The organism is Curvibacter soli, assembly GCF_029211125.1.
Lineage (GTDB): Bacteria > Pseudomonadota > Gammaproteobacteria > Burkholderiales > Burkholderiaceae_C > Curvibacter_A > Curvibacter_A soli.
Map to the genome: position 1 here is coordinate 12,181 of NZ_JARGEN010000018.1, position 21,124 is coordinate 33,304.

The 21,124-nt window shown below is 69.3% G+C and carries 18 protein-coding genes and 1 pseudogene; 12 read left to right on the top strand and 7 right to left on the bottom strand.

Annotated elements, in window-relative coordinates; translation table 11 throughout:
• Positions 1-5 precede the first annotated feature (5 nt).
• The 3 genes from PY257_RS04165 to PY257_RS04175 all read right to left on the bottom strand — a co-directional run bounded on the left by PY257_RS04165 (position 6) and on the right by PY257_RS04175 (position 3,114).
• A complete protein-coding gene (locus tag PY257_RS04165; RefSeq protein WP_275739163.1) occupies positions 6-779 on the bottom strand; it encodes a 2OG-Fe dioxygenase family protein in 774 nt (257 codons plus the stop codon).
• 66 nt (positions 780-845) lie between these two features.
• Entirely contained in the window at positions 846-1,559 is a 714-nt protein-coding gene (locus PY257_RS04170) for a glycine zipper 2TM domain-containing protein (protein WP_275739165.1), read from the bottom strand.
• A gap of 568 nt (positions 1,560-2,127) precedes the next feature.
• Positions 2,128-3,114, bottom strand: a complete 987-nt coding sequence (locus PY257_RS04175) for an asparaginase (RefSeq protein WP_275739166.1) — start codon at positions 3,112-3,114, stop codon at positions 2,128-2,130.
• A 70-nt stretch (positions 3,115-3,184) separates the two neighbouring features.
• On the opposite strand from PY257_RS04175, the gene lexA reads away from it, so the two are divergent.
• The 3 genes from lexA (at position 3,185) to PY257_RS04190 (ending at position 5,445) form a co-directional block, all read left to right on the top strand.
• Positions 3,185-3,859, top strand: coding sequence for a transcriptional repressor LexA (gene lexA / locus PY257_RS04180; protein WP_275739168.1), 675 nt, complete (start codon positions 3,185-3,187; stop codon positions 3,857-3,859).
• Positions 3,860-4,210: 351 nt separating this feature from the next.
• Positions 4,211-4,336 carry a hypothetical protein gene (locus tag PY257_RS04185; RefSeq protein ID WP_275739170.1) on the top strand — a complete coding sequence of 42 codons (126 nt, stop codon included), beginning with the start codon at positions 4,211-4,213 and terminating at the stop codon, positions 4,334-4,336.
• A 101-nt stretch (positions 4,337-4,437) separates the two neighbouring features.
• Positions 4,438-5,445 (top strand): D-2-hydroxyacid dehydrogenase family protein, encoded by a 1,008-nt coding sequence (locus PY257_RS04190; protein WP_275739172.1) that lies wholly within the window; start codon positions 4,438-4,440, stop codon positions 5,443-5,445.
• A gap of 112 nt (positions 5,446-5,557) precedes the next feature.
• Here the strand turns inward: PY257_RS04190 and PY257_RS04195 are convergent, their stop codons facing one another.
• Complete coding sequence (locus tag PY257_RS04195; protein WP_275739174.1) at positions 5,558-7,528, bottom strand: type IV pilus assembly protein FimV; 1,971 nt, start codon at positions 7,526-7,528, stop codon at positions 5,558-5,560.
• 77 nt (positions 7,529-7,605) lie between these two features.
• On the opposite strand from PY257_RS04195, the pseudogene PY257_RS04200 reads away from it, so the two are divergent.
• Positions 7,606-7,731: pseudogene (locus PY257_RS04200) on the top strand (acyl-CoA dehydrogenase); the annotation flags it as partial.
• Positions 7,732-7,752: 21 nt separating this feature from the next.
• On the opposite strand, the gene PY257_RS04205 reads toward PY257_RS04200, so the two are convergent.
• On the bottom strand, positions 7,753-8,451 hold the full coding sequence (locus PY257_RS04205; RefSeq protein ID WP_275739175.1) for a hypothetical protein: 699 nt from the start codon (positions 8,449-8,451) through the stop codon (positions 7,753-7,755).
• A gap of 130 nt (positions 8,452-8,581) precedes the next feature.
• On the opposite strand from PY257_RS04205, the gene PY257_RS04210 reads away from it, so the two are divergent.
• The 7 genes from PY257_RS04210 to PY257_RS04240 all read left to right on the top strand — a co-directional run bounded on the left by PY257_RS04210 (position 8,582) and on the right by PY257_RS04240 (position 16,799).
• Positions 8,582-9,283 (top strand): glutathione binding-like protein, encoded by a 702-nt coding sequence (locus tag PY257_RS04210; protein WP_275739176.1) that lies wholly within the window; start codon positions 8,582-8,584, stop codon positions 9,281-9,283.
• A gap of 126 nt (positions 9,284-9,409) precedes the next feature.
• Positions 9,410-10,714, top strand: coding sequence for a succinyldiaminopimelate transaminase (gene dapC, locus PY257_RS04215; protein ID WP_275739179.1), 1,305 nt, complete (start codon positions 9,410-9,412; stop codon positions 10,712-10,714).
• Entirely contained in the window at positions 10,711-11,535 is an 825-nt protein-coding gene (gene dapD / locus PY257_RS04220; protein ID WP_275739181.1) for a 2,3,4,5-tetrahydropyridine-2,6-dicarboxylate N-succinyltransferase, read from the top strand. Before dapC ends, dapD begins: the two co-directional genes overlap by 4 nt.
• A gap of 45 nt (positions 11,536-11,580) precedes the next feature.
• Positions 11,581-12,744 carry a PilT/PilU family type 4a pilus ATPase gene (locus tag PY257_RS04225; RefSeq protein ID WP_275739184.1) on the top strand — a complete coding sequence of 388 codons (1,164 nt, stop codon included), beginning with the start codon at positions 11,581-11,583 and terminating at the stop codon, positions 12,742-12,744.
• Positions 12,744-13,934: a succinyl-diaminopimelate desuccinylase gene (gene dapE, locus PY257_RS04230; protein WP_275739186.1), complete on the top strand. Its 1,191-nt coding sequence runs from the start codon at positions 12,744-12,746 to the stop codon at positions 13,932-13,934. Before PY257_RS04225 ends, dapE begins: the two co-directional genes overlap by 1 nt.
• A complete protein-coding gene (prmB, locus tag PY257_RS04235) occupies positions 13,931-14,818 on the top strand; it encodes a 50S ribosomal protein L3 N(5)-glutamine methyltransferase (protein ID WP_275739188.1) in 888 nt (295 codons plus the stop codon). The genes dapE and prmB overlap by 4 nt, the downstream gene beginning before the upstream one ends.
• A complete protein-coding gene (locus tag PY257_RS04240; protein ID WP_275739190.1) occupies positions 14,805-16,799 on the top strand; it encodes an ABC-F family ATP-binding cassette domain-containing protein in 1,995 nt (664 codons plus the stop codon). The genes prmB and PY257_RS04240 overlap by 14 nt, the downstream gene beginning before the upstream one ends.
• A gap of 19 nt (positions 16,800-16,818) precedes the next feature.
• On the opposite strand, the gene PY257_RS04245 is transcribed toward PY257_RS04240, so the two are convergent.
• Positions 16,819-17,721 (bottom strand): helix-turn-helix transcriptional regulator, encoded by a 903-nt coding sequence (locus PY257_RS04245; RefSeq protein WP_275739192.1) that lies wholly within the window; start codon positions 17,719-17,721, stop codon positions 16,819-16,821.
• 352 nt (positions 17,722-18,073) lie between these two features.
• Here PY257_RS04245 and PY257_RS04250 point away from each other — a divergent pair, with 352 nt between their 5' ends.
• A complete protein-coding gene (locus tag PY257_RS04250) occupies positions 18,074-19,621 on the top strand; it encodes an IPTL-CTERM sorting domain-containing protein (RefSeq protein ID WP_275739194.1) in 1,548 nt (515 codons plus the stop codon).
• A gap of 74 nt (positions 19,622-19,695) precedes the next feature.
• Here the strand turns inward: PY257_RS04250 and PY257_RS04255 are convergent, their stop codons facing one another.
• Entirely contained in the window at positions 19,696-21,015 is a 1,320-nt protein-coding gene (locus PY257_RS04255; protein WP_275739196.1) for an HD-GYP domain-containing protein, read from the bottom strand.
• Positions 21,016-21,124: the final 109 nt, after the last annotated feature.

Here is a 21,124-nt window from a genome sequence, read left to right on the forward strand (position 1 = left end):
TCAAATCAGATTCCCGCCACGCCGTCACCCTGGAAGCCGCCGGCGCGACAGGTGAGCACCAGCGTGTCGCGGTGGCCGCCGGCCTCGGTGGGCTGGATGGGGGTGGACTCGTGGATCATGCGCGCATCGTCGAGCAGCATGAGCGACCAGGGCTCGGTGAGCGTGAAGCGCTGTCCATGCGGGCCGTCGGCCTCGAACACGCGCGTCTCCCCGCCCTTGATGTCTGTGCGCGCCACCAGGAACACGGCCACCAGGTCCACGCCGTCGCGGTGGGCGCCCTCGGGCGTGGGCCTGCCGATGCCGTCGGTGGTATCGATGCGGAACTGGTGCGCTTCCACGAACCACGGGCCCGGGTTGCCGCGCCCTTGCGCCGCAGCCAGCGCGCCTGCCGTGCGCGCCAGCGCCTGCATGAGCCGCGTCCAGACGGGCCGGGCCACGAACTCGGCATGTATGGAGGCGAACCAGCGCTGCATGCCGCCATGCAGTGCGTTGTATTCCACGGGCTGCCAGTGCGCGCGGTGCGGCGCCTGCCGCACCGCGCCGCCTTGCGCGACGACGAAGCACGCGTGCCGCCGCCGCCGGTAGCGCCCGCCGTCGCGCAGATAGGCGTCGGGCGGCAGATCGTCCCAGCCGGGGCGCAGGGCATCGAGTTCCGCGATGCTGCAACCGGCCCACGCAGCCGCCGATGCCGGGTCGAGCACGGCGAAACCGGTGCCGCGCAAGGCGGCATCGAGCTTGTCAGGCGCAGTGAATGGCGGGGAGAACGTCGCGGCGGTCATGCGCGAAGCTTAACTCCGTCCGCCCTGCCCCGCCGACTCTCACTCAGACTTCAGCGGCGGATGTGGTCAGCGCTGCGCCGGCTCTGGCGCCACCCGGATGCGCGGGCCTTCCACCAGCACAGGCGTGCCGACCGCGAAGGCGCCCGCGCGCTCGAAAGTGCGCAGCGTGCCGTCCTGCATGCGCACGCGCGTCACGTAGACCGTCTGCCGCTTGATGTTGCGCTCGACGGCATTGCCGGCAAAGCCGCCGCCCACGGCGCCGAGCACGGTCATCGCCGTCCGCCCGCCACCGCCGCCGAACTGGTTGCCCAGCAGGCCGCCCGCCACGCCGCCGGCCACCGCGCCGACACCCGACGTGGGCACGGCACGCTGCTCGGGCGTGACGGACTCCACCGTGCCGCAGATGCTGCAGAGCGGTGCCGCGGCGGGCATGGGCGCAGCCGCCGCTACCGTGGCCGCAGGTGGCGCGGCGGCGCGGGCCGCTGCCGCAGTGCCGACCTGGGCGGGCGGGCTGGTGCGCACCGCGGGCCTGGTCGCGCCCACACCAGGCGGCGCGGTGACGACCGCCGCGCCATCGGGCACATCGAGTACAGCCTCGGGCTCCACCGCGGCCTGGGCCATGGCCGCCGCCTCGCCCGCAGGGCGCACATGGCTGAGCACCAGCGCCGCCGCCAACGCAACGACCGCAATGCCCAGGATGCCCAGCAGGGGGATCAGCAGCGGGCTGTGGCGCAGCCTTTCGGCAAAACCGCGCATGCCTGCATGGGACACTGCAGGCATGGGATGGAAAACCCCTGGGTGGTTGGTTTGCATGGCCTAGCTCCTATCCGTTTTCGGTATCGCCTATTTGTAGCCACTGCAGCCGATACATGCTGTAGGACGTTGTGAGACTTGTAAGAAGGTCCGCGTCGCATACGCCGCCCCGCTGCCGCCGCACCCCGTCCGTGCCGCGCATCATCCCAAGCCGGCAGAGCCGCAACCAAACAGGTTGGAAATGCGAACGCGACCATACCCCTCGGTCGCACGCAAGAGTTTGGGTGCGTTCCACCGATTCGCGCCCACTTGCGCACCTGCTCCTGGCAAGGCCAGGAAATGTTGTAACCCATTGGGTTGCAAGGCAATTTGCCTATCGCGTCATCGACGCGAAATGTACTTTCGTACATCGGAAATCCTCCACAATCTGTCAAGACTGACTTGGCCGCTCTTGGGTTGATCGGCTTGTGCCGCCACCGCCGCCTGTGCCGCATCTGCATCGTCCTTCGCCCAACTTGCGGACACTGGGGTGGTATTTCGCGGCGCTTGCGCGTTTCAAAAAGACTCCCGTGCGCCTTGCCTCAACTCTGCCGGATCAACAGTCCGGCGCAGCCAGTTCCAGCATCAGCGCGATGCGGGCCTTTACGGCGGACAGCCCGCGCGAATCCTGCCATGCCCCCTGCGCGCGCGGCGCGGGAATGACGCGCCCCTCCGCGCAGCGCGTGGCGCGCACCACGCGCACGCCTGCTGCCGCAGCGCGTGCGAGCGCCTGGTTCAGCAGATGGTGGATGGTGCCGTTGCCGGTGGCCGCGACAACGATGCCCTGCGGCGGCTGCGGTGCGGCCAGCAGCGCATCGACGATCCGCCCATCCGCGCCGGCATGGCTCGTGATGACCTCCACGCGCGGCTGCTCCAGCGTGCCTTCTTGCAGCCGCGCCAACAGCGCCGCGCGGCGCAGCAGCGGCAGCCCCTGCGCGACCGCAGGCCAGTCCCGCACCATGCGCACCTGCCCCGCCTCCACATAGCCCAGGGGCCCCGCATCGCCCGAACCGAAGGCGTCGAGCCGGTAGGTGTGCACCTTCTGCACGTCCACCGCGCCGTGGATGCGGCCCGCGCACACCGCCGTCACGCCGCAGGCGCCCGGTGCGCGCGCGGCGGCAAATGCGTCGGCCAGGTTCTGCGGCCCGTCCGGAGCCAGCGCGTCCGATGGCCGCATGGCGCAGGCCAGCACCACGGGCGTAGGCGGAGCCAGCAGCATCTGCAGGAAGAACGCCGTTTCCTCCAGCGTATCGGTGCCGTGGGTGATGACGATGCCCGCCACGCCCGCATCGCCGAGCCAATGGGCGCAGCGCAGGGCCAGGCTGCGCCAGACCTGCCAGTCCATGTCCTTGCTGTCGATCTGGGCCACCTGCTCGGCGACCCATTGCTGCGGCGCCGTTGCCAGCCCCGGCACCGCGCGCAGCAACTGCGCGACGGCGACCTGTCCCGCTGCGTAGCCGATCTCGTCGCCGCGCGTCTGCGAAGCCCCCGCAATGGTGCCGCCAGTGCCTAAAACAACGATTTTTCCAGAACCCACTTGCAATTCCCCAAATGCTGTTGAAAAATACAGTTACTGTGTTTAGGCACAGCTTTCGGACTTTTTGGAGCCCACCATGCGCGAAACGCCCAAACTCACGGCACGCCAGCAACAGATTCTGGACCTGATCCAGACCGCCATCACGCAAACCGGCGCCCCTCCCACGCGCGCCGAAATCGCCACGGCGCTGGGCTTCAAGTCGGCCAACGCCGCCGAGGAGCATCTCCAGGCGCTGGCGCGCAAGGGCGTGATCGATCTGGTCAGCGGCACCTCGCGCGGCATCCGCCTGCGCGCATCGGCCCTGCAGTCCCTGCATGCCTCGCGCGATTCGCAGTTCAGCCTGCCCATCCCCGGCCTGTCCCAGCTTGCGTTGCCGCTCATCGGGCGGGTCGCCGCCGGCTCGCCCATTCTGGCCCAGGAGCACGTGGACCAGACCTACTACGTCGAGAACAGCCTGTTCCAGCAAAAGCCCGACTACCTGCTCAAGGTGCGCGGCATGTCCATGCGCGACGCCGGCATCATGGACGGCGACCTGCTCGCTGTGCAGGCCACGCAGGACGCCCGGAACGGTCAGATCGTGGTGGCCCGGCTCGGCGACGAGGTCACCGTCAAGCGGCTGCGCCGCACGGGCAGCAGCATCGAGTTGCTGCCCGAAAACCCCGACTACCCCGTCATCGTCGTACACCCCGGCGAACCCTTCGCCATCGAAGGACTGGCGGTGGGCCTGATCCGCAACACCATGCTGATGTAGCCGCCCGAGCCACCCACTGCGCTGCTGCAGGTGGCGGGCGTACGGCAGCCGCGGCGGCTGCCGACCCTGCGGCAGCGCGGCCCACCCAGCAATCCTGCCTGTGTCCAACCTCTGAACCATTTGGAGATTCGCATGGGATTTGCCTTGCCCGTCCTACCTTTCGTCCCCTTTCTGCTGGGCCGCTTCCTCCTTCGCCAGCGCGCCTGCAAGCCGGTGCCATCCGTCGCCGCATCCATCCATTCAGCATCCCCGGCCAGGTGGAACCCTGCCTGCGGCAGGCTGGACGTCCCTCTGCATACTGTTGCCTCCCGCCCTGCCGCGCCGGCCCAGGCCAGCGCCCGCATCAGGATCGTGCGCATCCTCGAAGCCGGCAGCCTGCCCGCGCGGCCCGGTGGCCGCATGCTCATATCGGGACGCATGGCCGATGTGTGCTCCGCGCTGGACCGCCTGGCCGCCGCGGAAGCACTTGCGGAATAGCGCGGCACGCACGCCGCCCTGCCGCCTGCCAGACCCAGCGGCGGCGCAGCTAATGCCCTCGGCCACCGCGTGCGCGCAAGGGGCAAGGCACAATGCGGCCCATGAACATAGTGATCCTCGACGACTATCAGGATGCGGTTCGCAAGCTCCATTGCGCGTCGCGGCTGGACGCATATTCAGCGAAGGTCTACACCAACACCGTCAAGGGACTGGGCCAGTTGTCCGTCAGGCTCAAGGACGCCGACGTCATCGTGCTGATCCGCGAGCGCACCCACATCAATCGCCCGCTCATCGAAAAACTACCCCGGCTCAAGCTGATCGCGCAGACGGGCAAGGTCGGCCCGCACGTCGACGTAGCCGCCTGCACCGAGCACGGAGTCGCGGTGGCCGAAGGCGTAGGCTCGCCCGTCGCCCCGGCGGAACTGACCTGGGCCCTCATCATGGCTGCGATGCGCCGGCTGCCCCAGTACATCTCCAGCCTCAAGCACGGTGCCTGGCAGCAGTCGGGGCTCAAGACCGCGTCCATGCCGGCCAACTTCGGCATCGGCACGGTGCTGCGCGGCAAGACCATGGGCATCTGGGGCTATGGCAAGATCGGGCAACTGGTCGCGGGCTACGCCAGGGCTTTCGGCATGCATGTGAAGGTGTGGGGCCGCGAGGCCTCGCGCATGCAGGCGCTCAACGACGGACTGCAGGCCGCCATGAGCCGGCAGGAGTTCTTCGAGCAGTGCGACGTGGTGTCGCTGCACCTGCGGCTCAACGACGAAACGCGCGGCATCGTCACGGCCGAAGACCTGCAGCGCATGAAACCCACGTCCCTGCTGGTCAACACCTCGCGCGCCGAGTTGATCGAGCCCGATGCGCTGATCGCCGGGCTCAACCGGGGCCGCCCCGGCATGGCCGCTGTCGACGTCTTCGAGAGCGAGCCCATCCTGCAGGGCCACGCCTTGCTGCGGCTGGAGAACTGCATCTGCACGCCGCACATCGGCTATGTCGAGCAAGACAGCTACGAGCTGTATTTCGGCGCGGCGTTCGAGAACGTGGTCAATTACATCAAGGGCACGCCCAGCAACATCGTGAACCCCGGCGCGCTCCAGGTGCGGCGCTGACGCCCGCGCCTGGCGTTCGCACTATCCGGTTTTATGTAGAAAACGGCTCCAGCGCTTATTCCACCAGCGGTGGCAGCTATTTTTTCAATAGCAAACCCTGCGGCAGTAGGCGCTATGCGCCGGCCTCCTTCGCCGCCACGGATTTCTGCTTCAGCGCCTGGGCCTGCGCCTCGGCATCGTAGAAATCGAAATCCAGCAGGTTGCCGGGCACGGATGCGGATGCGCCATCCGCGCCGGCCGGCGCGGGCACCGGCGGCAGGTCGAGCTCCATCATCAGGAAGTCCGGGCCGGGCGGCTGCACAGGCGCGGCATCCAGAGTCTGCGCGGGAGGCCGCGGCAGTGCGGGCGACAGCCCCAGGGTCTCGGCGGCGATCTCGCGCAGCAGCAGCAATTCCTTGAACGCCGTCAGATCGAACGCCTCTCCCGCAGCGCCCGGCACGTGCCTGAACAGGAATGCGTCGAACACCTGGAGCACCTCCGGCGTTCCCCACGCCTGCAGCAAACGCCCGATGACGGCCGGGTAGGCCTCCACGCCCTTCCCCGGCTTGTTGAACCCGGCGAACGGCGGCACGAGCGCGCAGAAGCGCTGGTTGAAGCGGTGCCGCAGGCCGTTGTATTCCTCGACGCGGCTGAGCGTGTGGTAGACCGTGAGCAGGTCCAGCCAGGCCAGCGGGTTCATGGCTTCACGCCCCGCCAGACCGTCCTGCAGCAGCGCAATGGCCTCGTCGTACTGGCCCAGCGAAACGTAGAACTCGGCGTCCTGGCGCACATCCCCGGTCGATTCGGCATGCGAGAACCGGGACACCGCCACGGGCGCGGCCGGCGCAGCAAGCACCTGCGAGGCCGGCGCGTTGGGTGCGTTGGGCATGGCTGGCACGACAGGCTTGCGCCCAACGGCAGCCAGGGCCGCCGGAGGCTCTGCCTGCCGCGCGGCGTCTTCCTCGACCTGCGACAAGTCCACGTCCAGAGGGCTTGTGGAGACTGGCGCCGTGCGAAGGACGGAGGCCGGGGGACGGGAGGCCAAATCCTTCTCGATCTCTTCCAGCAATGCGCTGATAGGCTCCTGCGCCACGGATGCCTGCGCGCTCTTGTGCCACCACGGCGCGCGCCGGTCGCTGCCGCGCCTGCGCAGCAGCAAAAACCCGGTCCCCGCCATGCACAGCAACAGCAGCGCCGCCAGGGCGTAGACCACGGGGTTGCCGTAGCGCTCATCGCGCGCCTGCGCCAGTTGCGCCTGCAGATCCGCAATCGTCGCCCGGTCGCGGCCCGCGGCATTGCGCAAGGCCCGCACATCGTTCTCCACGGCCTGGAGCCGCTTTTCATCAGCTCCTGCCTGCTGCGGCTGCGCGTTCAGCGCCTTCCAGTTCGCCGCCGCATCGGCACGCTGCGCGCTGGCGCCGTCCACAGGCTGGCTGCCGAGCGCGGGCGTCAGGCGCAACGCCAGCGGCGCATCCTGCAGCAATTCACCCCCCAGCGGTTCCAGGTCCAGGCGGGGCTTTCCCGATACGGCTGATCGCGCCGTGGCGGCGGGGGCCAGGCTCCGCGCTCCCGATCGGCTGCGCGCCGCGGGCAGCGCACCCGCTTCGCCCGCAGCGCGGCGGGGTGCCGCGCGGGTCGGCGCCGGGGTGGCCTCTTGCGCGCTGGCCGCAGCAGGGCTTTGCGGCTGCGGCACGGCAGGCGCGGGAATGGCCGCCGACCCGGCACGCGCGGCGCTTTCGGTCGCGGAAGGCAGTTGCGGGAAAAAGTCATAGCGCCGCGAAACGGCACCGCCGCAACCAGCATGCAACACCACCGAGGCCAGGGGCTCGTCGATGGGTGCGGAGGTGACCACGCGCACCCGCCCTTCCCCCGCCGCGGCGACGACGCGCACGCGCGAGGCCGGTATCTGCGCATCGCCCGCATACACATCGGCGGAAACACACGACGCGGCAGCATCCGCCCCGGCGTCCATCTGCACGTCGAAAACAAGGTCCAGCGGCTGGCCCAGCACCACCGTTCCGCGCGCATCCCCCAGCGATAGCGCCGTGGCCCATCCGGCAACCAACCCCAACCCCGCTCCGAGCAGTGTATTTCTGAGTTTCACGGCAATTTCGTATTTGTATCCACCTGATTCTGGCATGAGTGCCCAGCTTTGTGCCCAGCGGCCCATCCCGCACCGGGGCGCGCATGCTGCGCTTCGCCGACGGGCCCGACGAAGTGCACCGCAATGCCATCGCCAAGCTCGAACTCGGCAAGTACGCGCCGAACCCGCGCGAGGTGAAGATGCCCTTCACGCCCGGCTGCTGAACGGCGTCGGGCGCCTTGCCGCTACAGCGGCAGATCGACGGCGGGCAGGTTGCGCAGCGCGGATGCGCTGGCGGCCTTGAGCACACCGGTGGCATAGGCCAGCGTGGGCAGTTGCGCGGGGCTGTACTCCTGGCGCAGGTATACCTTGCCGCGCAGCAGCATCAGGATGAGCGGCGTCTGCGCCTGGGCGGCGGCCCCGGCGGGCCAGTCCATGAGCGCGGCCACCACCTCGGGCGTTACCCAGAGCTGTCCATGCTCGCGCAGGTCGGCCACCACGGCGTAGCTGCGCCAAAACTCGTCGGGCGCGGAAGACCAGCCGACCTCCTCGAACATGGCGAGCCAGCGCATTTCCTCGGGCAGGCTCGTGCCCATCGTGGTCTGCAGGTTATCGGTGTAGAGCGAATAGGCACGGGTTTCGAGCGCTTCCTTCAGCGGGCGGTTCATGACCATGATGGCTGCCTCGGCATTCGCGTCGACATCGGCGCGCGCCCGCAGTTCGCGGCCCCGGATGAACTCGCGCGAAGGCGCGGTGCATTCGAGCCGCCAGGCATGGCCGTCGATGTCGCCGCCGATGCCGAAGCCGTCGCTGCCCGGCTCCGCCGCGTACGACAGGCGCTGGCTCACGGCCCAGGCCGCGATGGCGCCGGGCGCCGCAGATGCCACGGGCGCGGCGGCACCGTCCTCGGGCTTGTGGATTGCTTTCTTGATGCGGTCGAACACGGGCAGCCTCCTCGCGGGTTCCTCAAGCAGATGATTATTGGCCCAAACGCCCGCATGCGGGAAAATCCCGTGGCAGGCAGGGCGTGACAAATGCCACTACGATGCGCCGGCCCCCTATGCTGCGCCTGCCATGACAACCTCCATCCAACTCTATTCCTGGCCCACGCCCAACGGCCACAAGATCCACATCATGCTGGAGGAATGCGGCCTGCCCTATGCGGCGCATGCCATCGACATCGGCCAGGGCGACCAGTTCAAGCCAGACTTCCTGGCGATCAGCCCCAACAACAAGATTCCCGCCATCATCGATCCGCAGGGGCCGGACGGCCAGCCCATTTCCGTGTTCGAGTCGGGCGCCATCCTGCTCTACCTGGCGGGCAAGACAGGCCGGTTCCTGCCCGCCAGCGACCGCGGCAAGTTCGAGGCGCTGCAGTGGCTCATGTTCCAGATGGGGAGCGTCGGGCCGATGCTGGGGCAGGCCCACCATTTCCGGCTCTACGCACCCGAGAAGATTCCCTACGCCATCGACCGCTACACCAGCGAGGCGCGGCGCCTGTACGGCGTGCTCGACAAGCGGCTGTCCCAGCGCGAATGGGTGGCCGGCGATGCCTACGGCGTGGCCGACATCGCCATCTTCCCGTGGCTGCGCAGCGCCGAAAACCAGGGCGTGGACTGGGCCGACTACCCGCACGCCAAGCGCTGGTTCGACGCCATCGCTGCACGCCCTGCGGTGCAGCGCGGCGTGCAGGTGCTCGCGCACCTGCGCAAACCCCTGACTGGCAGCAAAGAGCGGGACATTCTGTTGGGCAAGACGCAGTATCGGAGCCGCTGAACCCGCTGCGCGGTCGGCTGAACCATGGTTTGCGCAAAAGGAATGGGAATGCGGCCCCACCGCCAGCAGAGGCCGGGCATTCCGATGAAGCATGTGCCGCGCAAGTCCTGTGGATAATCGCCAGCCATGAATCCCCTGCTCTCGCGCCTGCAGCCCTATCCCTTCGAGCGGCTGCGGCAGCTCTTCGCGGGCGTCGCGCCCAACCCGGCCTACCGCCCCATCAGCCTTGGCATCGGCGAGCCCCGCCACCCCACGCCGCAGTTCATCAAGGACGCACTTTGCGCCAGCCTGGCCGGGCTGGCGGCCTACCCGGCCACTGCCGGCGAGCCGCGCCTGCGCGAAGCATTCACGGGCTGGCTCGGGCGCCGCTACGGCATTGCGCTGGACGCGGCCACGCAGGTGCTGCCCGTGAACGGCTCGCGCGAGGCGCTGTTCGCCTTCGCGCAGGTGGTAATTGGCCCGGAAGCGTCCGAGCGGCCCTGCACGCCGCCGGGCCGCCCCAAGGCGGGCAGCGCCCCCTCGGGGGACAGCGAACCACACGAAGTGGGGAGCGTGGGGGCCCCGGTCGTGGTCTGTCCCAATCCGTTCTACCAAATCTACGAGGGCGCGGCGCTGCTCGCGGGCGCCGACCCGTACTACGCGCCGAGCGACCCGGCGCGCAACTTCGCGGTGGACTGGGACAGCGTGCCCGCCGCCGTGTGGGCGCGCACGCGGCTGCTCTACGTCTGCTCGCCCGGCAACCCCACGGGCGCGGTGATGCCGCTGGCCGAATGGGAGAAGCTGTTCGCCCTGTCGGACCGGTACGGCTTCGTCATCGCATCGGACGAGTGCTACAGCGAGATCTACTTCCGCGACGAACCGCCGCTGGGCGGCCTGGAAGCGGCAGCCAAGCTGGGGCGCGGCGATTTCAAGAACCTCGTGGCCTTCACCAGCCTGTCCAAGCGCAGCAACGTGCCCGGCATGCGCAGCGGCTTCGTGGCGGGCGACGCCGCGCTGCTGAAAGCTTTTCTGCTCTACCGCACCTACCACGGCAGCGCCATGAGCCCGGTGTTCCAGGCCGCCAGCATCGCCGCCTGGAACGACGAGCAGCACGTGGTGGAGAACCGCGCGCTCTACCGCGCCAAGTTCGCCGCAGTCACGCCGCTGCTGGCCGCGGTGATGGACGTGGCCCTGCCCGACGCCGGCTTCTACCTCTGGGCCGGTGTGCCGGCGCACCTGGGCCTCGACGACGCGGCCTTCGCGCGCGAACTGCTGGCTCAATACAATGTGACGGTGCTCCCGGGCAGCTACCTCGCGCGCGGCAGCGCAGGCGCCAATCCCGGCGCGGGCCGCGTGCGCATGGCCCTGGTGGCCGAGACCGCCGAATGCGTGGAGGCGGCCCGGCGCATCGCGCAGTTCATCCAATCCTTCCCCGCCAGCAACACACAATGACCCAGCAACTCCAGACCCTCATCGACACCGCGTGGGAAAACCGCGCCAGCATCTCGCCCCAGGCCGCCCCCCAAGAGGCCGCCGAGGCGGTGGAGCACGTGATCGCGGAGCTCGACGCCGGCCGCCTGCGCGTGGCCACGCGCGAAGGCGTGGGCCAGTGGACCGTGCACCAGTGGATCAAGAAAGCCGTGCTGCTGTCGTTTCGCCTGAAGGACAACGCGCTGATGCACGCGGGCGAACTGGCCTTCTTCGACAAGGTGCCGACCAAGTTCGCCGGCCAGTCCGAGGAAGCCCTGCGCGCCAGCGGCGTGCGCGTGGTGCCGCCCGCCGTGGCGCGGCGCGGCAGCTTCATCGCCCGTGGCGCGATCCTGATGCCCAGCTACGTGAACATCGGCGCCTACGTGGACGAAGGCACGATGGTGGACACCTGGGCCACGGTCGGCAGTTGCGCGCAGGTCGGCAAGAACGTGCACCTCTCCGGTGGCGTGGGCCTGGGCGGCGTGCTGGAGCCGCTGCAGGCCAACCCGACCATCATCGAGGACAACTGCTTCATCGGCGCGCGCTCCGAGATCGTCGAGGGCGTGATCGTGGAAGAGAACTCCGTCATCAGCATGGGCGTGTACATCGGCCAGAGCACCCCGATCTACGACCGCGCCACCGACGCCGTGAGCTATGGCCGCATCCCCGCCGGCTCGGTGGTGGTGAGCGGAAACCTGCCCAAGGCCGGTGGCAAGTACAGCATGTACGCGGCAATCATCGTGAAGAGGGTGGACGCCAAGACGCGCTCCACCACCAGCCTGAACGACCTGCTGCGCGACTGACGCACCCGCCCACGCAACGCACCGACCGAAGAGAGGGGAAGCACCATGGGAATGATGGAACAAATCCTGCGGCTCATGAATGCCAAGCAGGCGTCCGACGTGTACCTGTCGGCCCACGCCCCCGCGCTCATCAAGATCAACGGCCAGTGCGTTCCCATCAACAACCAGATCCTGCCGCCCGAGGCGCCGCGCGCGCTGCTGGCCGAAATCGTGCCGCCCGACCGCATCGAGGAGCTGGAGGAAACCGGCGAACTCAACATCGGCGTCGGCCTGCCCGGCGTAGGGCGCTTTCGCATCAGCGCCATGCGCCAGCGCGGCAACTACGCGGTGGTGGTGCGCTTCATCCTGCTCGAAGTGCCGCAGCTCGCCACGCTGAGCCTGCCGCCGTTGATGGGCGACCTCATCATGGAAAAGCGCGGCCTCATCCTGGTGGTGGGCGCCACGGGCTCGGGCAAGAGCACCACGCTGGCCTCGATGATCGACCACCGCAACGACCAGTTGGCGGGCCACATCCTCACCATCGAGGATCCGATCGAATTCCTTTTCCGCAACAAGAAGGCCATCGTCAACCAGCGCGAGGTGGGCACCGACACGCAGTCGCTGCAGGTGGCGCTGAAGAACGCGCTGCGCCAGGCGCCCGACGTGATCCTGATCGGCGAGATCCGCGACCGCGAAACCATGTCGGCCGCCATCGCCTACGCCCAGTCGGGCCACCTGTGCCTGGCCACCATGCACGCCAACAACAGCTACCAGGCGCTCAACCGCATCCTGAGCTTCTACCCTGCCGAAGTGCGCCCCACCATGCTGGGCGACCTGGCTGCTGCGCTCAGGGCCATCGTCTCGCAGCGCCTGGTGCGCACGATAGACGGCGCGCGCCTGCCCGCCGTGGAGGTGATGCTCAACACCCGGCTGGTGGCCGAGATGATCGAGCGCGGCGATTTCTCCGGCATCCAGGAGGCGATGGAGAAATCCATGGCCGAAGGCTCGCAGACCTTCGAGCAGGCGCTCGCCGACATGGTGCTGCGCAACGTGATCGACCGCAAGGAGGCCATCGCCTACGCCGACTCGCCCACCAACCTCATCTGGCGCCTGCAAAACGACTTCGCCCAGGCCAGCAAGGCCGCCCAGGCCCAGGCGCTGGCCCAGCAGGAATCCGACGACGAGCCGTCGTTCACCGAAATCGTCCTCGATGTGAAACCCACCGCCTGATGTACCGCACCCTGCACCTGGCCGAACAGCTCATCGCCCGCCCCTCCGTCACGCCGGATGATTCCGGCTGCCTGCGCATGATCACCGCGCGGCTGGAGCCACTGGGTTTCGTGTGCGACATCATCGAGAGCGGCCCGGCGGATTTCCGCGTCACCAACTTATGGGCAAAAAGGCCCGCAGCGCCCGTGAATAAAGCGCCAACAGCTCCTGAAAAAGTAGCAAATACGCTGGTCTTCGCCGGCCACACCGACGTGGTGCCCACGGGGCCCCTGGAGCAGTGGAGCAGCGACCCGTTCACGCCCACGCAGCGCGAGGGCAAGCTCTATGGCCGCGGCGCCAGCGACATGAAGACCTCGATTGCCGCCTTCGTGGTGGCGGTGGAGGAATTCCTGGCCACCCAGCCCGAGCCGGCCATCGGCCTCGCCTTCCTGCTCACCAGCGACGAGGAAGGTCCGGCCAACGACGGCACGGTGGTAGTCTGCGACCGCCTGGCCGCGCGCGGCGAGCGGCTCGACTGGTGCATCGTGGGCGAACCTACGTCCTTGCGGCGCACCGGCGACATGATCAAGAACGGCCGCCGCGGCAGCATGGGCGGCAAACTCACGGTGCGCGGCGTGCAGGGCCACATCGCCTACCCGCAACTGGCGAAGAACCCGATCCACCTCGCCCTGCCTGCGCTGGCCGAACTGGCCGCGACCGAGTGGGACCGGGGCAACACCTTCTTCCCGCCCACGAGCTGGCAGATCAGCAACATCCACGCGGGCACCGGCGCCACCAACGTCATTGCTGGCGCGCTGGTGGTCGACTTCAACTTCCGTTTCTGCACCGAATCGACCGCCGAGGGGCTGCAGCAGCGCGTGCATGCCGTGCTGGACCGCCACGGCCTGGACTACGACCTGCGCTGGACCATCGGCGGCCAGCCCTTCCTGACCCCGCCGGGCGCACTGGTAGACGCGCTGTGCCAGGCCATCGAGGCCGAGACCGGCCTTGCCACCGAACTCTCCACCACCGGCGGCACCAGCGACGGCCGCTTCATCGCCCGCATCTGCCCGCAGGTGGTGGAATTCGGCCCGCCCAACGCCACCATCCACAAGATCGACGAGCACATCGCCATCGCCGACATCGAGCCGCTCAAGGCCATCTACCGCCGCACGATCGAGAACCTCGACGCCGCGGCGCGCCATGCATGACCCTCATTGAACTGATCGAAGCTGGCGCCCGGCGGCTGGACGCTGCCGGCGTGGCCTTCGGCCATGGCACCACCAACGCCTTCGACGAGGCCGCCTGGCTGGTGCTGTGGTGCCTGGGGCTACCGCTCGACGATCTGGATTCCGTACGAAATAGGCCCGTAACGCAGGCGGAACAAGCGCTTGCAGCTACACTTTTGGAAGCACGCATCGCCACTCGCCAGCCCGCCGCCTACCTCACGCGCGAAGCCTGGCTGCAAGGCGTGCCGTTCTACGTGGACGAGCGCGCCATCGTTCCGCGCAGCTTCATCGCCGAACTGCTGGCCGACGGCAGCATCGACCCGTGGCTGGGCGAACGGACACGCAATGTGCTCGACCTGTGCACCGGCAACGGCAGCCTGGCCGTACTGGCCGCCATGGCCTGGCCCGACGTGGCGGTGGACGGCGCCGACATCTCCGACGACGCGCTGGCCGTGGCGCGCATCAACGTGGACCGGCATGGCCTGCAGGACCGCATCACGCTGCGCCACTCCGACGGGCTGGCACAACTGCCCGGCCCCTACGACCTGATCCTGTGCAACCCGCCCTACGTGAACGCGCGGAGCATGGCCGCCCTGCCCGCCGAATACCAGGCCGAGCCCGCGCTGGCGCTGGCCGGCGGCAGCGACGGCATGGACTTCATCCGCCGGCTGCTGGCCGACGCGCCCGCGCGGCTGTCGCCGCACGGCGTGCTGGTGCTGGAGATCGGCAACGAGCGCGGCAACTTCGAGGCCGCGTTCCCCACACTCGAAGCGGTCTGGCTCGCCACCAGCGCGGGCGAAGACCAGGTGCTGCTGGCGACGCGCGAGGCGCTCGCTACCCAACCCTTGCCCCATGATCACCCTTAAGAACGTCATCCTGCGCCGCAGCGCCAAGGTGCTGCTCGACGGCGCCAGCGCCACCATCAACCCGGGCGAGAAAGTCGGCCTGGTCGGCCGCAACGGCGCCGGCAAATCCACCCTGTTCGCGCTCTTCAACGGCACGCTGCACGAGGACGGCGGCGACTTCTCCATCCCGAAGCAGTGGCGCATGGCGCAGGTCGCGCAGAACATGCCCGAAACCGACGAAAGCGCCACGCAGTTCGTGCTGGGCGGCGACACGCGGCTGACCGAGCTGCACGCAGCGCTGAGCGCCGCCGAGGCCGCCAACGACGGCATGGCGCTGGCCCACGTCTACACCGACCTGGCCGACGCGGGCGACCACGACGCCGTGCCGCGCGCACAGGCGCTGATCCTGGGGCTGGGCTTCCAGGCCCATGAGCTGGACGCGCCGGTCAACAGCTTCTCGGGCGGCTGGCGCATGCGGCTGCAACTGGCGCGCGCGCTGATGTGCCCGAGCGACCTGCTGCTGCTCGACGAACCCACCAACCACCTGGACCTGGATGCGCTGGTGTGGCTGGAGAGCTGGCTCAAGAAGTACCAGGGCACGATGATCGTCATCAGCCATGACCGCGAATTCCTCGACGCGGTGACCGGCGTAACGCTGCACATCGAGCACGCCCGGCTCACGCGCTACGGCGGCAACTACAGCAAGTTCGAAGAACTGCGCGCGCAGCAGTTGGAGCTGCAGCAGGTCGCCTTCGCCAAGCAGCAGGACAAGATCGCGCACCTGCAGAAGTTCATCGACCGCTTCAAGGCCAAGGCCAGCAAGGCCCGGCAGGCGCAAAGCCGCGTCAAGGCGCTGGAGCGCATGGAGAAGGTGGCGCCGCTGCTGGCCGAGGCCGATTTCACCTTCGAGTTCAAGGAGCCGGGCAACATTCCCAACCCGATGATGTCGATCACAGACGCATCGTTCGGCTACCAGGCCGAGGGCGAGGCGCCCAAGACCATCCTGCGCGGCGTCAGCCGGTCGGTGCTGGCGGGGCAGCGCATCGGCATCCTGGGCGCCAACGGCCAGGGCAAATCGACGCTGGTGAAAACCATCGCCCACGACATGGCGCCGCTGGCCGGCACCATCACCGAGGGCAAGGGCCTGCGCATCGGCTACTTCGCGCAGCAGGAGCTCGACGTGCTGCGCCCGCAGGACACGCCGCTAGAACACATGGCGCGTCTGGCGCGCGAAATGGGCGCCGACGCCAGGGAGCCCGCGCGCGAGCAGGACCTGCGCAGCTACCTGGGCAGCTTCAACTTCAGCGGCGACATGGTCAAGCAGGCCGTGGGCACCATGAGCGGCGGCGAAAAGGCGCGCCTGGTGCTGGCCATGATGGTCTGGCAGCGCCCCAACCTGCTGCTGCTCGACGAGCCCACCAACCACCTGGACCTGGCAACGCGCGAGGCGCTGGCCATGGCGCTCAACGAGTTCGAAGGCACGCTGATGCTGGTCAGCCACGACCGCGCGCTGCTGCGCGCCGTGTGCGACGAGTTCTGGCTGGTTGGCCGTGGCGTGGTCAAGGACTTCGACGGCGACCTCGACGACTACCAGCGCTACCTGCTCGACGAATCCAAGCGCCTGCGGGAAGCGGCGCGCAGCGCCGCTGCGTCGGACAAGACACAACAGGAGCCGGCCGCCCCCGCCCTGCCCCCGGCCGCCGCGCCCGTGGCCGTGCCAGCCACCGCCGCTCGCGAGACCCGCGACCAGCGCCGCCAGGATGCGCAGGCGCGCCAGCAATTGGCCGAAAAAACCCGCCCGCTCAAGCGCGAGCTGGAACAGACCGACCGCCGCATGGCAGCGCTGGGCGCGGAGAAAAGCGCGCTGGAGCAGAAGCTGGCCCAGCCCCTGTCAGCCGCCGAGATCGCCGAATGCGGCAAGCGCCTCAAGCGCGCCGCCGAGGAACTGGAGACGCTGGAGCAGCGCTGGCTCGAACTGTCGCAACAGATCGAGGAAATCTGAAAGCTGCCCCACCCAGGGCTCAGGCGGCCCGCGGGCTCGCGTTGGCACGCACAGACGGTGCCGGCGCCTCGCGCACCTGCTCGCCCTGCGGCCCCCAGTGCGAGCCCGGCAGCGTCCACAGCGGAGGCAGTTGCGCGAACAGCGGGCGCTGACTGATGGCCAGCGTGGCGGCCAACCGGTTCTCCACCCCCAGTTTCTCGAACAGCGTGCGCACGTGCGTCTTCACCGTATCCACGCTCACGTGCAACGCCTGGGCAACGGCCTCGTTGGAATTGGATTGCGCCAGCAGCAGCGCCACGTCCCGCTGGCGCCGTGTCAGGCCGGGACACAGGTAGGCCAGCCGCGCATCGGGCGCCAGCGACGCCGCCGTGCGCTCCAGCGCCTGGCGGTACAGCCGCTCGACATGGCCGCGCAGGGCCTGCAGCAGGTCGCGCTCCGCGTCGGAGAACGCCGGCCGGCCCAGCAAGCGGTGGCACGAAACCGACAGCACGTAGCCATGCAGCGCCACCACCACCGCCATCGCGCGGTGCGCTTGGAACGGCAGGAACACCTCGCGGGCGATCGGCAGCGCCATGAATTCTTCATCCGTGAAGAAATCCGACTCGCGCAACGCGCGCTCGCCGAACAGCGCCGGATCGTTGCGCCAGAACGGGTGGCTGGCGGCATGGCGCGCGTGCAGCGCCCGCAGGCTCTGCGCGCGCTGCGGGTCCTGCTGTGGCGGATTGTGCAGGAAGCACACCCGGAAGTCGTTGCTGCCGCCGTGGAACTCGCCATAGCTCACCTGCTCGCACGCAATCAGCGACTCCAGGCAGGCGAAGATGGCCGGCGGCAGCGCGTGCAGGTCGAGGTCCGCCGAATACAGGCGCACCAGCGCGTGGTCGAAGGCGGCCTGGAGGCCGGGGGGAAAGGCGGAAACGGACATCGAAAATTCACTCTTTTGGGTGATTGCCGAAGGCAGGAGCGTGGGCCGATGATGTCACGTTTCGACACGCGGTGCATCCGCAGTTCATGCCATGTCTGCCGCCCCTCCGGCAAAGCCCCAGGCGCCACCGCCATGCACCCCCACCGGCCGCGACGCGCGCGCCACTCTCGCTGGCGGCTGCGGTGGCGCAGCGGGGTTTTGGCATAGGGGTAGGGAGTATGTTCTCCATCCGCTCTATTTTGCTGCTGCTCGCGCCATGCCATAGGGGAGTATGCCCCGTCCAGCAGACCGAACGGCCAGGGCCGGCGCGGCGGAGCGCGCAACGTTTCTTCACCCACGGAGTTCCAGCACCATGCCTCGTACCCGACACCTGCCGCCACGCGCGGCTTCACCGTCCCTGCCGGCCACGCCGGCGGCCACCCCGCGTTCGGCCCGTCCGCCGCGCCATGCCGCCGCCCTGGCCCTGCTCTGCGCCCTGGCCTGTGCGGGCAGTGCCTGGGCCGGGGGCGGCGGCGGGGCGGGCGGCGGACAGGGCAACGGCGGCAAAGGTGGCCGCGGTGTGGACAGCGCAGGCGGCTTCACCGGCAGCAGCCTTGGCGGCGCTGCCGGGGCCGGCGGCGTCGGCGGCGTCGGCGGTGCCAACGGCGGCGGCGGTCCTGGCGCAGCAGGGGGCGCTGGCGGCAGCGGCGGGGGGGCCGCTGGCGGTACCGGCGGGGGCATCGCCGGCGCTGCCGGCACCGCCGGCGACGGCCTGACCGGCGGCGCGGGCGGCGCGGGCAACTCGGGCGGCGGCGGCGGCGGCGGCGGCGGCGGCGGCGCCTGGAACCTGAACGGCACCGCCGGGCTGACCGTGACCGGCCCCACCCAGGGCGGCGCGGGGGGAGATGGCGGCGCGGACGCCAATGGCGGCAGCGGCGGCGGCGGCGGCGGCGCCGGCCTGGTGGTGGGCACGGGCAATGCCGGCCTGGTGATCCAAGACAGCGCGACCGGCGGCGCGGGCGGCATGGGCGGCGCCGGCTTCGGCTTCACCAACGGCGGCAGCGGCGGCGGCGGCGGCGCGGGCCTGTACGTGGCGGGCAACAACAACAGCCTGACGGCGCAGGCGCATCTCACCGGGGGCAACGGCGGGGCGGGCGATCTTGCGGGCCTGGCCCCTGGAACGCCTGGCGATGGCGGCGACGGCATCCAGGTGGCGGGCACGGGCAACACCCTCCATGCCGGGGCCATCACCATCACCGGAGGGACCGGATTCAGCCCCCCTGCGGCCGTGCGCTTCACCGGCACGGGCAACACGCTGGACCTGGACGGCACCATGGCCATGGGCGACCTGGACCTGGCGGCGGGCAGCACGCTCCAGGGCACGGCGGAGGTGGATGGCAGGCTGTGGATGCTGTCGGGCGGCACGCTGGCGCCCGGCCATCCGCCGGGCACGCTGGGCACGATCAGGGTGACGAACTATGCCTACCTGTACGGCGTGGTCTACAACGCCGAGATCGACGCCAGCGCCGTCCCGCCCGCCGCGAATGCCGACCTGCTGGACGTGAGCAGCAACGCCTACCTGACCGCGGCCACGCAGTTCAACATCACCAACCTGGCGGGCACGTTGGCGCCCGGCCAGAGCTTCACGCTGCTGAAGTCGGGCTTTCTCAGTATCGTCGGCGCCCCCACGCTGGGCACGCTGCCGCCGGGGGTGACGGGCACCTTGGCGGTGGTCGGGGGGAAGGACGTGGTCTTCACCGTCACCGCCGTGGGCGTGCCGGGCGCGGGCGGCGTGACGGGCGTGCCCGCGCTCTCGCCCTGGGCGCTGGCGCTGCTGGGGCTGCTGCTGGGCGCCAGCGCCACGCGGCGCTGGCGCACCAAGGTGAACGGAGGCCGTGCTCAACGCAAAAATGGCCCGTAGGCCGCATGGTTCCAGCGGCTACAGCTCCCGAATCAGGAGCATCCGCGAGGCCGTCCGGCGGCCTTGGAACGTGTTTACGTGCCTGTGGCGGAGCCGTCACGCGCCAACACCCATTCGCACCAGTCGGCCGACAGCCGGTCCGAAGGCGAGCCCCGGTCCGCCATGCGGGGCCAGCGGCGCTGGCAGGTATCGACGATGCTGCGCATCTGCCAGAGGGCTTCGCGGCCCATGAAAGCCAGCTCGGCCATGCCCTGCGGGTCGTCTTCGAGGTGCTGCAGCAACTCGGCCACCTGCTCGGGGTGGCTGCCGGCCTCGGTCAGCATGCGCTTGATGTCGTCGAGCCGCTCCTCGATGAAGGCCTGGGCGCTGCGCGGCGCGGGCCTGGCCGGCTGCGCCGCCCTGAGCTGGCTCCAGGTGTCGAACGACTGCGCCAGGTCCTGCATGTACTGCCGCGCCAGCGCGGCATGCTGGGCCACGTCGCCGTCCTGCATGGCCGCATCGCGCAGCAGCGGCAGCAGCAGCGCCGTCAGCGCCGCAGGAAACTTGCGGTGGTTGAGCCTCAGCATCAGGTAGATGCGCTGGGCTGGCTGTTCGTCGTACTTTTCGAACAGCGAAGCCACCGTCACCGCCAGCAGCAGCACCGCGCCCTGCGCGGAAATCTGCGCGTCCTGCAGGCCGCGCGGGTAGCCGCTGCCGTCGATGCGTTCGTGGTGCTCCAGCACGGCTTTTTCTGTGGCCGACGAATACAACTGCTGGCTGCGCATGAGCAGCATCGACGTGACGGGGTGCGCCATCAGATGGCTGCGCTCCTGCCCCGTCATGTGGTGGCCCGGGGCGATCCACGCGGGGTTCATGTGCAGCATGCCGATGTCGTGCAACATGCCCGCCGCGGCCAGGGACACGCGCTCCCACTCGTCCATCTCGGCGCGGATGGCCAGGAAGATGGCGAGCAGCGTGGTTTCCACGCTGTGGACGAAAAGCTTGGGCTGCTCCTCGCGCATCACGGTGAGCTTGAAGGCCATGGGCGCGGGCAGCGGCAGCTTGCGCAGCGGGGCGATGAGCCGCTCGGGCTGCGGCGCCATGGCCTGCGCCAGCAGGCGCGGCAGCGGGCGCTCGGCCAGCATGGCCTGCGCCGCCTCGATGATGCCGTCCACAGTTACGGCGTTCTCGACCGTGAGCTGGTTATCGATGGGGCTGCGCAGGCGGTGCTGCACCAGGCGCTCGTAGAGCCGCTGGTCGATGCGCGTGCCAGTATCGACGAGCTTGACGCCGTTGTCGGTGTAGATCGACTTCTGCGCGGACACCGTGCAATGGCCCGCCATGACACCCACCGTCCTGAGGTAATGCGTGTGGTCGATGTCGCCGGGGGTTTCGGGCGTGACGGTGTCGTTCATGCAATGCGTGGAAAACCGGCTGCACGGCGCGATGGGCTCATCGCTGTGGCGCGGCTGTCGAAAATCTTAACTGATCGACACCCCCGTGCAAGGCTCCAGCGGACAGGGT